The following is a 12825-nucleotide window of genomic DNA, read 5'->3' on the forward strand; positions in this document are numbered from 1 at the left end:
AATGCCGCCATCTCGGGTATATCCTGTATGGAGTGTCGCTCAATCGTTCACACAAAAGCACACGGAGGTAAGCAGATGAGTAAGGATTCGCGCCTTAGGGCGCCTTGGGAGCAGTATGCGGGTCCCAATATCGGGTATCTGCTGGAGCAGTATGAACGCTACACGCAAGATCCATCTTCAGTTGCGCAGGAATACAGGGACTTGTTCGATCAGTATGGCGAACCGCCTTTCCGTTCCGGTGCAGCAGGAGCAATAGCACCATCAGAGTCTTCCTTTGTACAACAGCCGGATGCCAACCTGCTGAAGAAAATCGTCGCAGCCGGCAAGATCGTCTGGAATATTCGTACATATGGCCATCTGGCAGCAGATATCGACCCACTCGGTCTGCAGAATACAGCGCCGGATACACGTCTGCTGGATCCTGAGACGTATGGTCTTAGCCGTGCGGATCTTGATTCATTCCCTGCCACATGGGTATGGGAGGAGGCGCCGGAGCGCGTCAAGACAGGGTGGGATGCTATTTCCCATTTACGTGCCGTATACACCGGAAGAATCGCTTACGAATTCAGTCATGTGCATGAACAAAGCGAGCGGGAATGGCTTATGGCCCAAGCAGAGAGCGACGGCAAGCCCGAACCGCTATCCAACGAAGAGCGCTGTGCGCTGCTCAAACGGATTGTCGAAGTGGAAGAGTTTGAGCGGTTTTTGCACAGAACATTTGCCGGGCAAAAGAGATTCTCCCTAGAGGGAACTGACATGCTGGTACCGATGGTTGACGAGATTGTACGCCGTTCGGCAGGCCATGGAGCGGAGCATATGCTGATGGGTATGGCGCACCGCGGGCGGCTGAATGTGCTTGCCCATGTCCTTGGCAAACCGTACGGAGCCATTTTTTCCGAGTTCCATCATTCTCCAAATAAGGACATGATACCTTCCGAAGGCTCGATGGGTATTAATTTCGGCTGGACTGGAGATGTGAAATACCACCTCGGCGGCAGTCATGCTGTAAAGCCGAAGGAAACCGTTCAGATCCGTGTTACACTGGCTCATAACCCAAGTCACCTCGAATTTGTCAATCCTGTTGTTGAAGGCTTTACACGCGCAGCACAAGAGGATCGGACGAAACCGGGTTATCCGGAGCAGGATGTTGATAAAGCGGTTACAGTGCTGGTTCACGGTGATGCCGCGTTCGCAGGTGAAGGGGTTGTAGCTGAGACGCTTAATTTCAATCAGCTCACCGGCTACCGCAATGGGGGAACCGTTCATATCATCGCGAACAACCGTCTGGGCTTTACGACAGACAGCAAGGATGCTAGATCGACTTATTATGCCAGTGACCTGGCTAAAGGTTATGAAATACCGATTATCCACGTCAACGCGGATGATCCGGAGGCTTGTATCAATGCCATTCGAATGGCTTGTGATTATCGTGCGAAGTTCCGCAAGGATTTTCTTATTGATCTCATCGGATACCGCCGGTACGGTCACAATGAGATGGATGATCCGGATGCGACACAGCCTCTCATGTATCAGAAGGTCCGCAGCCATCCGACTGTCAGCAATGTGTTTGCTGAAAAGCTGCTCAGCCGGGGACTGATTGAAGAGGATCACCTTGCCAACCTCCGCCAGGAGGTTCAGAGCATGCTTCAGCAGACCTATGAGGTTGTGAAGCAGAATGATAAATCCGATCCGCCTTATTTTAAAACCGAGCGCTTGAACGCCGAAATTGGAACGGACATCGTTACGGCCGTTCCGCTGGAGCGGCTTAAAGCTATCAATGAAGAGCTTCTCCGGTGGCCAGATAACTTCCATGTTTATCCGAAGCTAAGACGTATATTGGAGCGACGTGCGGTGGCATTCAATGAAGGCGAAAAGGTCGACTGGGCCTTAGCAGAAATCATCGCTTTCGCAACCATCCTGGAGGATGGCGTGCCCATCCGAATGAGCGGACAGGATTCGGAGCGGGGTACGTTTGCTCACCGTCATATTGTCTTGCATGACTCCGAGACAGGTGAGGTATACTGCCCGCTGCACCGGATACCACAGGCACGGGCTTCATTTGCCATCCATAATAGCCCATTATCGGAAGCGGCTGTACTTGGTTTTGAATACGGCTACAATGTGTTCTCACCGGAGACGCTGGTGATTTGGGAGGCACAGTACGGTGACTTTGGCAACGCGGCACAGGTCATCATCGACCAGTTCATTGCTGCCAGCCGTGTGAAATGGTCCCAGCGTTCCGGACTTGTCATGCTGCTGCCTCATGGCCATGAAGGCCAAGGCCCGGAGCATTCCAGTGCCCGGCTTGAAAGGTATTTGCAGCTGGCAGGCGATAATAACTGGACCGTGGCCAATCTGACGAAGGCGTCCCAATACTTCCATCTGCTTCGTAAGCAGGCCGGTCTGACGAAGAGTCCGGAAATGCGTCCGCTTATTCTGATGGCGCCCAAGAGTCTGATCCGCAATCCTAGGGTTGCTTCAACTGCAGCGGAATTTACCGAAGGTACGTTCCTGCCGGTTATTGAACATATGCAGGGCGGCGATGACAGCCGTGTTGAACGACTAATTCTTTGCAGCGGTAAGGTAACGGTAGATATTCTCGATGCGATTGACAATGCACAAGGGGATCATAAGGAATGGCTTCGTGTCGTGAGTGTAGAGCAGCTGTATCCGTTCCCGGAAGAGAAGGTTCAAGCGATTATCGACCGGTATCCGAATCTGAGCGAGCTGATTTGGATGCAGGAAGAGCCAGGCAACATGGGGGCCTGGACATTCGCAAGACCATACTTGCAGAAGTTGGCACCGGGTAATGCTGAAGTGCGGTATATAGGCCGTCCGGATCGTTCAAGCCCGGCAAGCGGTTATCAATACATTCACAGCTTCGAGCAAGACTATATTCTGAAGCAGGCACTGCGCCGTACGACAACGGAAAGTATGACCAAGGGGAGGTAAATTTCGTGGCAGATATTATTATTCCTGAGCTCGGTGAATCCATAACGGAAGGCACGATATCCAGATGGCTGAAGAAGGAAGGGGACTCTGTACAGGCAGGGGACCTCTTGGTGGAACTGGAAACGGATAAAGTCAACCTTGAGATCAGCGCGGAAGCGGACGGTGTACTGGGCACCCAGTTGAAGGGTGAAGGCGATTCGGTCCAGGTTGGCGAGAAAATCGGCACCATTACAGCAACTGGCGGGTCTGGAGGCAATAAGGCGGCAAGTGAGCCGAAAGCCAGCGAGGCAGCAGCAGCATCCGCTGCACCTCCTAATCATGAGTCCGCGGGCTCACGGAATATCCAAAACGCCGGCCCTGTAGAAAATCCGACTCAGGTTAAAGCGTCACCTGCTGCACGCAAGCTTGCACGCGAAAAGGGTATTGAGCTGGATGGCATAAAGGGCAAGGACCCGCTGGGTCGCATCTTCCCGGATGATGTCCGCGGCGCAGGCGCTGCCCCGGCTGCCAGCCAAAGCCAGACCAGTCAGCCGGGCGAGGTGAAACAGCAGTCTGCTCCAGCCCCATCAGGTACTGCTCCAGACAGCTTCGGCAGCAAGCCGGTAGAACGGCAGCGGATGTCGCGCCGCAGGCAAACCATTGCCAACCGTTTGGTAGAAGCCCAGCAGACTGCCGCTATGCTGACGACCTTCAATGAGGTGGATATGACGGCGATTCTCGATGTGCGCAAACGCCGTAAGCAGACTTTCCTGGAAAAGCATGATGTGGGACTTGGCTTCATGTCTTTCTTCACTAAGGCTGTTGTAGGCGCACTTAAAGCCTTCCCTTATTTAAATGCCGAGATCGACGGGCAGGATATTCTTGTGAAGAAATTTTACGATATTGGCATTGCGGTAGCTGCGAAGGAAGGACTTGTCGTGCCTGTGGTACGGGATGCTGACCGTCTTGGCTTTGCTGAAATTGAGCGGACGATTGCAGGACTTGCAGACAAAGCCCGCAGCAATACCCTGTCATTGTCTGAACTGCAGGGCGGAACCTTCACCATCACAAACGGCGGTGTATTTGGATCGCTTCTGTCCACTCCGATTCTGAATACCCCACAGGTAGGTATTCTGGGCATGCACAAAATTCAATTAAGACCGGTTGCTATTGACGCTGAACGCATGGAGAACCGGCCGATGATGTATATTGCGCTATCTTATGATCACCGTATTGTTGACGGCAGTGAAGCCGTAAGGTTCCTTGTAAAGGTAAAGGAGCTGCTTGAGGATCCGGAGACGCTGCTGCTTGAAGGCTAAGCGGGAGCAGTTCGATTTCTTTCTATAGCACGCAAAAGTAAACAAAGAAGCCAATCTCCGAAGGAGATTGGCTTCTTATTCATCTGCGCTGCAATTAAACCAGGATTGTGCGGGAGATGATTACCAGAAGAATGAAGAGAACCAGAATTGCACCAGTCGAAGTCCAAAGGCCAGCACCTGTACCTGCACCTACACCTGCTCCGTATGCCATTTCGAAACACTCCAATCTTGTTGAATTATTGTGGATCGCTCATCCACAGAATCATTGTATGTCGAAGCTGCATACTGGTCTGGACGTGAGTCCAGTTCCTCGACATTTTGGGCGAAAGGGCAAATAACATCGTTTGTTAGAACCCTATAGTTCCTTGAATCAATACAATGCCGGCATGGAGGGGGACACGCAGCTTTACGGAAGTCCGGGGCAAGATCAGTGCTTTGATTGCGCACGTCCCGTTGAAATCACTCGTTAACTGGGATAAGATCGATAGGGGGAAGCTAAGAGTTTCCATTGTCTACACTATTAACTTACAGAATGGAGACATCCAAGTTATGTATCGTCATATCGAGGATTGTGTTATAGATTTAGAGAAGCACGGTCATTTGGTCCGCGTTCGGGAAGAAATAGATCCCGATCTGGAGATGGCCGCTGTACATAGACGAGTATACGAAGCGGGAGGGCCTGCTTTGCTGTTCGAGAATGTGAAAGGCACCAAGTACAGGGCGGTGTCCAATCTGTTTGGTTCGATCGAACGCAGCCGGTTCATATTCCGCGACACCTGGCAGGCAGCTGAGAATGTCATCGCCCTGCGCGGCAATCCCATGGAGGCACTCAAGCATCCGTTCAAGCATGTGGGTATAGCGCTTGCCGCATTCAAAGCGCTGCCCCGAAAGTCCTCAGGTCTTCCGCCGGGCTTTCGGGAAATCAGGATATCGGATCTTCCCATGATCAAATCATGGCCCATGGACGGCGGAGCCTTCATCACGCTGCCGCAGGTATATTCGGAAAATCCGGACAAGCCTGGCATTATGAATTCTAACCTCGGTATGTACCGTATACAGCTGAACGGTAATGACTACAAGCTGGATCAGGAAATCGGTCTGCATTATCAGATCCACCGCGGTATTGGCATCCATCAAGAGAAGGCGAGCCGAAGAGGAGAGCCGCTTAAGGTCAGCTGCTTCGTCGGCGGTCCGCCTGCCCATACGCTCTCTGCAGTAATGCCGCTGCCAGAAGGATTAAGCGAGATGACGTTTGCCGGCCTGCTCGCAGGACGTCGGTTTCGTTACAGCTATGTGGACGGTTATTGCATCAGTCATGATGCGGATTTTGTCATTACCGGTGAGATCCATCCGGGTGAAACGAAGCCCGAAGGTCCATTTGGCGACCATCTGGGTTATTACAGCCTGATCCATCCATTTCCGGTTATGAGAATTCATAAGGTTTATGCAAGAGAGCATGCCATCTGGCCTTTTACAGTTGTCGGACGCCCACCGGCGGAGGATACAGCGTTTGGTGCGCTTATTCATGAGCTGACCGGCGATGCGATCAAGCAGGAGATTCCAGGTGTTCAGGAAGTCCATGCAGTTGATGCAGCAGGCGTGCATCCGCTTCTGTTTGCAATTGGCAGTGAGCGTTATACGCCTTATCAAACCGTCAAGCAGCCTGCGGAGCTCTTAACGATTGCCAATCGCATACTTGGCACCGGGCAGCTGAGTCTTGCCAAATACTTGTTCATCACAGCGGAAGACCAGGTGCCGCTTGATAGTCATCGTGAAGAAGAGTTTCTTCAATATATATTGGAGCGGATTGATCTGCGCCGGGACTTGCATTTTCAAACCAATACGACCATAGACACGCTCGATTACTCAGGAAGCGGCTTGAACAGCGGCAGCAAGGTTATCTTCGCAGCTTACGGAGAACAGAAGCGCAAGCTGTGCAGGGAAATTCCTGAAGCTGTTATGAACGTCCGGGGTTTTACAGCACCCTGCTTGGTCATGCCAGGGATTATCGCAATCGAGACGAATACGTTCCACAGTTACGAGGTAGCAGCCAAGGAGTTACGCATGTTCTGTGAGGCATTACAAGCCGGCGGCGGGCTTCCGGACTGTCCGATGATAGTTGTCTGCGATGACAGCCGTTTTGTTAGCGGGAGTTTGTCTAATTTTCTGTGGAGTACGTTTACACGGAGCAATCCATCGCATGACATTTATGGGGTTAACAGCTTCTATGAACATAAACACTGGGGATGCGACACAGTAGTTATTGATGCGCGAATCAAGCCTCATCATGCTCCGCCGCTTGAGGCAGACGCTTCCGTGGAACGAAATGTGGACCGTTTCTTTGCCAAGGGAGCAAGCCTGGGCGGAATCAAGCTAGGCTAGGATTATCCGGATATTATTAAACAGGCTGCGCTCCAAGGAGCACGGCTTGTTTGTGATGTGAGGTTAATCACTGTTTATGAGGATTGGGAGGAAAGAACTAGGTCATATTCATTGAACTTAGGTTAAATAATTCAGGACTTAATACTGTGTGTACTGGTACATTATGTATGTACAATTAAAAGGAGGAGAGGTGATGCGGTTGACATCTCTGATTACGCTCGACCTCAGCACGATTGCGGAACAGCATATTTGCTGCGCCATGAGCGATAAGAAGGCACAGCAAGGCGTGCAGCTGAAGAAGGACTGGCTGGCATGCCGGTTTGAGGAGGGCCTAACCTTTACCAAGCTGGACGTAAGGGGGAAGGTGTTCATTGAATATTTGCCGGCTGAGAAGGTATGGGCTCCAGTTGACGCGCCGGGCTTTCTGTATATTAACTGTCTCTGGGTAGCGGGCAGCTACAAGGGTCAGGGTCATGGAAAAGCTCTGCTGAATGAAGCCTTACGAGATTCGTTAGGAACAAATGGGCTCGTCACCCTGACAAGCGCTACGAAGCGGCCATACCTGGCAGACAAGAAGTTCCTAGTCTCACAAGGTTTCGAGGTCTGTGATACAGCTCCGCCTTACTTTGAGTTAATGATCAAAAGGCTGGATAACAGAGCACCTGTACCACGGTTTAAGGAATGCGCCAAGCGCCTTCAGCTCGAGGGAGAGCTGGCAAGAGGACTGGTCGTCTACTACACGAACCAATGTCCATTTACGGACCATTATGCGAATGCAGAGCTGGAGGAGATCGGGAAAGAATTTGGTATTCCTGTTAAGCGTGTTCGACTGACCAGCAGGGAGGAATCCCAGAGTGCACCTGCCGCATGGACCACCTACAGTGCGTTTTATGATGGTAATTTCCTCACTCATGAGATGCTGACGAAGGGAAAGCTGAAGAGTCTGTTAAAGAATCGGCAGTAAAGCGGGTTTATGTTCATAAACGCTTTACTCACGAACATATACTCGCTAATAAAAGTGAAAAATCCAATATTTAGTAGGAGGGGATGAGATGACAACAACCCATCAACCGGAGCAAGTAGACTTGAAGGATATCAAACTTGCTGGCTTTACGTTAACTGAAAGTCTTAATACAGTGCTGAAAACCGGAATTATCGGCAAGCTGCGGGAGGAATTGGAGCGGCGCTCCGAGGAGATTCCGGCTAGGAGCGGTTCTGGCATTTATTTAATTCAAATCTATCCTTCGGATGGCGAATGGACTCCTGATGTTCCTTATCAGCATATTATCGGTATTCCTGTGGCTTACGATAGTGAACTGCCAAGCGGTATGACAACCTATACGATTCCTGCCGGACGATACTTAAAAATCATACATAAAGGTACAGAGTCGGAAATTAGCAAAACCTATGATTATATGAACCACACTTATGGAGGCAGACCCGTAGATATCGAGTATTGGCATGATATCCATACGCTTGAGAACGAAGATGCGGAGATTGACATCTATATACCGTTGAATGACTAGTAGATAACATGATAGCAGCCTGCAGGGATTGCCCGGCAGGCTGCTTATTTTTTATTTAATCTGAAGCATCATGGTCCACAGCTCAGGAGATTCGTAACCGAGACGCCAGGCGGCAACACCGGCAAGGTCGTACTTTTTAGCGATCTCAATCCGCTTCTTCACGGTGTCGACTGTCTCAGCCCATAACACATAAGTGAAGCCGTCCTTTACATACGTGTGCTTGATCTGCTGAAACTTTGGATCATATACAGAGGTCGCTTCGTTGGAATGAAGCAGCGCCGGAAGATCCTTCATAAAGATCGCACGAGAGTCCAGCAGTCTGCCGTTGTTGTCAATCTTCCACTCCCGGATATAGAATGGAATGCCGAGCATCAGCTTGGAACGCGGGATACCATAGGACAAATATTCCTTGACGCCCTGTTCGGTCCATTGAAGACCGGCTACCGAACCGGGGGATGTGCTCCCCTTCCAATATTGATCATAGGCCATGATCACCACATAATCCACATAGGAGGCCAGCTTCTCATGATCATATGCGGTTTTATGATTCCAGGCCGCATCCCCCCGGAGAAGATCGATTGAAATGCTCAAGCCTTTGGCCTTCACCGCCTTGGCAAGATCACGGACGAATACCGTGTACAGATCCCGGTCCGCACCTGCCAGCTCTTCAAAGTCCAGATTGACTCCATGAACCTGCAGCTTGACAAGCCGGTCGACAAGAGCGGAGATGAACCGCTTCTGGGCTTCCGGGCTGCGCAGGAATGTGCTGGTCATTGCTTTGTCAAACTGATTATGCACAAGCGGTACGACCTGCATGCCCTTCGCTATCAGTTCCGCAACGACCTTGGCGTCTGAAGTGTCTTTAAGCGTCCCGCTGGCGTCAGTGAGTTCAAACCAGGTTGGCGAGTTAATATCCATGCCTTGGGTTGCCGCTACTTGACCCATAATGGTAGTGGTACTGGACGATCCATTCCAACCCAAATACAGGAGCTTCTTCATATTATCCCAGATCAGTCTGCCGTCTGAAGTGACAATCTTCGAATTCGCATAGCTGCGGGCATAGGAGAGAGCAGAGCTGCGAGTATGAAAATGGCGGATCAGCTTGTCACCCTGATAGACTTGAAGATAAGGAATATTCGTCCACCAGACATTGCCGTCCTTTACAATCTCAGCTCCAGCCAGTGTCTTGGCATAGGTAACCGCGTTATCAAGGCCATAGTAACTGCGAACCTCTTTGCCATTCTGATAAATAGTATAAGCAGGGATAGCCGAATGAACGATATCACCTGTTGTCATATTCACAACTTCACTGCCGGCGGATTTATTGGAGGCACGTATGGCATCTAGCAGGAAGCTATGAGTGGTTGGCGATGTTACCCCGTCTGCGGTTATGACTTCATAGACGGGAGCCTTGCTTCGCGCCGCTTCTTTTTGCTCAGTGCTTATATTATCCCAAATCCACTGATTGGTGTCCGTGTCCATAATGTGGGCGCTGCCCCACTTGGCCGCTTCTTTCTTAGCTTCAGCGAGCGTGACGAATGCCCATTGAGGCATTGTCTTATCCCCTTGGTATAGACGATATCTTGTATGGCGGCTGTATACCCAGCCGGGCTTCTCAAGATCGCGGATATGCACATTCGTTAGGGAAGAGGCAGCTTGCCGCGCTTCTGCCAGCGTTTGGAATCCCCAGCTGCTGCGGGTCAGCCCGTTCTGATATAATGCATAGCGCGGTAGATTATCCCATACCCACTGGCGGTTGGCGATTTTCTCGACATGGCTGTATTTGAACTGCTTGGAGTAAGCAACTGCCTGTTGCAGGGAAGGGAATTCTTTCAATGCCTTCTCGTTCTGATATACACGATACTGTGTCATTTTCCCTGCAGACGCCTCAACTGTTGAAGTAGCGGCAAGGGCACCTGCCTGCAGGGCGAGCAGAAGAGTTAAGCCAAGCTTAATCTTGTTGTTCATCGTTGGGGGTTCACCAGACCTCTCTCATTCTATCTACATTAATTAGACGCTGTAGAAGAGAAGAGGTTGCGTAGTAAATTTAGGTAATGTATTAAGCGGATCGGGTCAATCCGCTCGGGTATGATTTTAAACAAAAAAAGAAAAGAAGCTGTCCTTTACCGGATCGCAACCGGAAGAACAGCTTCTGTAAATCATAGTTATGGTAGAATTAACGAGTCAAGCGGTAATCAGATCTGAATGTCGGCCCATATCTCTTCATCAAGCCCGAGCGTAATTTGGGAACGAAAAACGCGGTTGCCGTACTGACGAAATACATATTGTTCAATCGCCTCAAGCAGATTTGCTTCAACGAGATACTGGCTTCGGCCCTGAACCCATACTTCAGCTGTGTAGCCGTATTCTTCATCCCATGCCAGCTGCACCTCGACATCTGTCGGAGCTACCCGTTTACGGTCTGCCATATGCAGGCAAACGGCATTGATGATTTCGTCCATGTAAATCCGCATGCTTAATAGGGTCTCCTGTCGTTCACATCACGGCGGTTACGGAAGTGACGTATAACTGCGCGTATGGCAACAAACAAGATATACAAGGCGAGTACGTTTACAAGCAAGCCAAGGAAATCACCCATAAAGCCCATACCGGCGAACATACTGCCGAACATTAGTCCCGCCAGACCGCCGATCATCATGCCCTTTAACAAGCCGCCGCCGCTGAAAAATCCGCGTTGTCCCGCTGTACCTGCGGTAGTTCCAGCTGCCGGGGTTTTGGTGCCTGGATCAGTTGGCCGAACATTGTCAGCCGGCTTCGACGGGGTTGTTGTATAGCTTTTCTTCGGTGAGCGGAATCCGCCGCGCTTGGCGTCAGCCGGGTCGACTGCCGAGAAAGCAACAAATACGGTGAGTGCCATCATTAGCAGTATGATCTTTTTCATGTTGTGGTTCTCCTCCTGGATAATAATTGACAGGCGTATTGCCTTCTATATGTTATACGTATAATCTAGACATCGGTTTCGATTTTTATCCCACTAAGAGTTTTTGCATTAAATTATAAAGTTGTGAAAGGAGAAGTTGCATGTCGGACTATCCGGAACCCTATCTTGAATACCTGATTCAATTTCATGCTGTTCGAGACTATTTTGAATGTCACGAGCTGCTGGAAGAGTACTGGAAGACTATACCTGCCGAAGAAAAGGGGAGAGAGGTATGGGTCGGTTTAATCCAGATTGCCGTTGCCCAGTATCATCTCAGGCGCCGTAATGCGTCTGGTGCACTTAAGATGTTCGAGCAATCAGCGAAGCGACTAGATTCTTTTGAGCTGTCAAGACTGGGTCTGGATGGGCATGCTGTTATAGAGCTGGTCACCGGCAGGATTACCGAGCTGCGCAGCATGGGCAGCGAGACACCATTTATTGAATTCAATTTACCGTTCCAGGATATGGGCTTGCTCCATCAACTACAGCAGATATGCAGAAGCAGAGGGCTGCAGTGGGGGACACCATCGGACGAGGCAAACGAACAGTTGATTCATAGACATACATTAAGAGACCGGTCCGAGGTCATGGAAGCACGCAAGGCCTCTGCAGCCCGCAAGCAGCGGGAAAGCAAAGGATAAGCATCAAGAATTGGATGACAAGCCGTTATGTCAAGTAAAAGTAAGCCGCCGCTTCCAAAGTGAGAACGGCGGCTTATCTGGATAACACTGTATAATTACTCGTTAGAAGCAGCATCCTTGCTTGGGTTCACATCCGTGTATCCATCAACGACAAGCTCCAGTTCGCCGGTTTCCGGATCAATAAGCATGCCGTGCACCGGAGTTCCAGGAGGAAGCAGAGGGTGGTTCTTGACAATGCTAACGCTGTTCTCCACACTTTCGCGGACGCTGTCAAAGCCGGTCAGCCACTTATTCAAATCAAGGCCCGCCTTCATCAGTGTATCAATCGTCTCCTCCGAGATTCCCCGTTCCTTCATGTGGGTTATAACTGTATCGGAATTCAGTGCCGTCATCCCGCACTGATGGTGACCAATAATGACGATCTCGTCGGCGCCCAGCTCGTATACCGCAATCAGCAGGCTGCGCATAATATTGCCGAAAGGCTGTGTAACAATGGCGCCTGCATTCTTGATAATCTTCGCGTCACCATTCCGAAGGTTCATCGCCTTCGGCAGCAGCTCGGTCAACCGCGTATCCATACAGGTCAATATGGCAAGCCGCTTGTCTGGATATCGGGTCGTACGGTATGCCTCGTATTGCTCATTCTTAACGAATTCCTTGTTAAATGCGAGAATTTCTTTTACATTAGTCATGTTTATGCCTCCTGTATCTTATTCTCTTCAACAATATGTATCAGACGGTGCCAACTACCCGCATATGGTTCGTGTACGTCTGATTATCACTTTTTAGTATAAAAGAATGACTGCTATCCGAGTAGTCTACTTGAAGTGTATCTTCAAAGAAAACCTCAAAACGCGGTTCATACCATACTTCAAAAGGAAGGCTCTCTGCCTTAACGTCGCCCTGAGCAGGAGCTGTAATCCATTGAAGCGCTGGTACGCCGCTCATAACGCAGCCGCAGCCTTCCGTATCATACAGCAGCTTAAGCTTCCCCGTGCCCGGACTGCCGGATTCCAGCTTGCTGACGGCGTTCGTGGTAAAGGTCATTCTCATAATCGTTTCCCTCCTCTGGTTCTGTATGCGGA

The 12825-nt window shown here is 50.4% G+C and carries 12 protein-coding genes; 6 read left to right on the top strand and 6 right to left on the bottom strand.

The annotated features are described in order from the left end of the window. The first annotated feature begins 75 nt into the window (after window positions 1–75). Both L1N82_RS03345 and odhB read left to right on the top strand, forming a co-directional pair. Window positions 76–2952 (top strand): 2-oxoglutarate dehydrogenase E1 component, encoded by a 2877-nt coding sequence (locus L1N82_RS03345; protein WP_235285908.1) that lies wholly within the window; start codon window positions 76–78, stop codon window positions 2950–2952. Between the two features lie 5 nt (window positions 2953–2957). Next, window positions 2958–4250 (top strand): 2-oxoglutarate dehydrogenase complex dihydrolipoyllysine-residue succinyltransferase, encoded by a 1293-nt coding sequence (gene odhB / locus L1N82_RS03350; RefSeq protein ID WP_235285909.1) that lies wholly within the window; start codon window positions 2958–2960, stop codon window positions 4248–4250. A 94-nt stretch (window positions 4251–4344) separates the two neighbouring features. Here the strand turns inward: odhB and L1N82_RS03355 are convergent, their stop codons facing one another. Further along, window positions 4345–4461 carry a sporulation protein YjcZ gene (locus L1N82_RS03355; RefSeq protein WP_235285910.1) on the bottom strand — a complete coding sequence of 39 codons (117 nt, stop codon included), beginning with the start codon at window positions 4459–4461 and terminating at the stop codon, window positions 4345–4347. Window positions 4462–4799: 338 nt separating this feature from the next. Here L1N82_RS03355 and L1N82_RS03360 point away from each other — a divergent pair, with 338 nt between their 5' ends. From L1N82_RS03360 to L1N82_RS03370, 3 genes are all read left to right on the top strand, one after another. Continuing rightward, window positions 4800–6632: a UbiD family decarboxylase gene (locus tag L1N82_RS03360; RefSeq protein WP_235285911.1), complete on the top strand. Its 1833-nt coding sequence runs from the start codon at window positions 4800–4802 to the stop codon at window positions 6630–6632. Window positions 6633–6825: 193 nt separating this feature from the next. Next, a complete protein-coding gene (locus L1N82_RS03365; protein ID WP_328284418.1) occupies window positions 6826–7596 on the top strand; it encodes a GNAT family N-acetyltransferase in 771 nt (256 codons plus the stop codon). An 88-nt stretch (window positions 7597–7684) separates the two neighbouring features. Continuing rightward, window positions 7685–8158, top strand: a complete 474-nt coding sequence (locus tag L1N82_RS03370; protein ID WP_235285912.1) for a GyrI-like domain-containing protein — start codon at window positions 7685–7687, stop codon at window positions 8156–8158. A 51-nt stretch (window positions 8159–8209) separates the two neighbouring features. On the opposite strand, the gene L1N82_RS03375 is transcribed toward L1N82_RS03370, so the two are convergent. The 3 genes from L1N82_RS03375 to L1N82_RS03385 all read right to left on the bottom strand — a co-directional run bounded on the left by L1N82_RS03375 (window position 8210) and on the right by L1N82_RS03385 (window position 11060). Further along, complete coding sequence (locus L1N82_RS03375) at window positions 8210–10126, bottom strand: glycosyl hydrolase family 18 protein (RefSeq protein WP_235285913.1); 1917 nt, start codon at window positions 10124–10126, stop codon at window positions 8210–8212. A 227-nt stretch (window positions 10127–10353) separates the two neighbouring features. Continuing rightward, complete coding sequence (locus tag L1N82_RS03380; protein WP_235285914.1) at window positions 10354–10632, bottom strand: YxcD family protein; 279 nt, start codon at window positions 10630–10632, stop codon at window positions 10354–10356. Window positions 10633–10634: 2 nt separating this feature from the next. Next, entirely contained in the window at window positions 10635–11060 is a 426-nt protein-coding gene (locus L1N82_RS03385; RefSeq protein WP_235285915.1) for a hypothetical protein, read from the bottom strand. Window positions 11061–11200: 140 nt separating this feature from the next. Between L1N82_RS03385 and L1N82_RS03390 the strand changes: the two genes are divergently transcribed. Further along, window positions 11201–11740, top strand: coding sequence for a DUF309 domain-containing protein (locus tag L1N82_RS03390; RefSeq protein ID WP_235285916.1), 540 nt, complete (start codon window positions 11201–11203; stop codon window positions 11738–11740). Between the two features lie 95 nt (window positions 11741–11835). Here L1N82_RS03390 and L1N82_RS03395 read toward each other — a convergent pair whose 3' ends face one another. Together L1N82_RS03395 and L1N82_RS03400 are read right to left on the bottom strand one after the other, a co-directional pair. Beyond that, window positions 11836–12432, bottom strand: coding sequence for a beta-class carbonic anhydrase (locus tag L1N82_RS03395; protein ID WP_235285917.1), 597 nt, complete (start codon window positions 12430–12432; stop codon window positions 11836–11838). A 40-nt stretch (window positions 12433–12472) separates the two neighbouring features. After that, window positions 12473–12793 carry an iron-sulfur cluster biosynthesis family protein gene (locus L1N82_RS03400; RefSeq protein WP_235285918.1) on the bottom strand — a complete coding sequence of 107 codons (321 nt, stop codon included), beginning with the start codon at window positions 12791–12793 and terminating at the stop codon, window positions 12473–12475. Window positions 12794–12825 lie beyond the last annotated feature (32 nt).

Source organism: Paenibacillus tarimensis (assembly GCF_021532315.1).
GTDB lineage: Bacteria > Bacillota > Bacilli > Paenibacillales > Paenibacillaceae > Paenibacillus_I > Paenibacillus_I tarimensis.

Coding starts and splice junctions, on each gene's coding strand:
- L1N82_RS03380 (WP_235285914.1), bottom strand. CDS start 10,632: ATGCGGATTTACATGGACGAAATCATCAATGCCGTTTGCCTGCATATG.
- L1N82_RS03375 (WP_235285913.1), bottom strand. CDS start 10,126: ATGAACAACAAGATTAAGCTTGGCTTAACTCTTCTGCTCGCCCTGCAG.
- L1N82_RS03355 (WP_235285910.1), bottom strand. CDS start 4,461: ATGGCATACGGAGCAGGTGTAGGTGCAGGTACAGGTGCTGGCCTTTGG.
- L1N82_RS03370 (WP_235285912.1), top strand. CDS start 7,685: ATGACAACAACCCATCAACCGGAGCAAGTAGACTTGAAGGATATCAAA.
- L1N82_RS03400 (WP_235285918.1), bottom strand. CDS start 12,793: ATGAGAATGACCTTTACCACGAACGCCGTCAGCAAGCTGGAATCCGGC.
- L1N82_RS03345 (WP_235285908.1), top strand. CDS start 76: ATGAGTAAGGATTCGCGCCTTAGGGCGCCTTGGGAGCAGTATGCGGGT.
- L1N82_RS03360 (WP_235285911.1), top strand. CDS start 4,800: ATGTATCGTCATATCGAGGATTGTGTTATAGATTTAGAGAAGCACGGT.
- L1N82_RS03390 (WP_235285916.1), top strand. CDS start 11,201: ATGTCGGACTATCCGGAACCCTATCTTGAATACCTGATTCAATTTCAT.
- L1N82_RS03395 (WP_235285917.1), bottom strand. CDS start 12,432: ATGACTAATGTAAAAGAAATTCTCGCATTTAACAAGGAATTCGTTAAG.
- L1N82_RS03365 (WP_328284418.1), top strand. CDS start 6,826: ATGCGGTTGACATCTCTGATTACGCTCGACCTCAGCACGATTGCGGAA.
- L1N82_RS03385 (WP_235285915.1), bottom strand. CDS start 11,060: ATGAAAAAGATCATACTGCTAATGATGGCACTCACCGTATTTGTTGCT.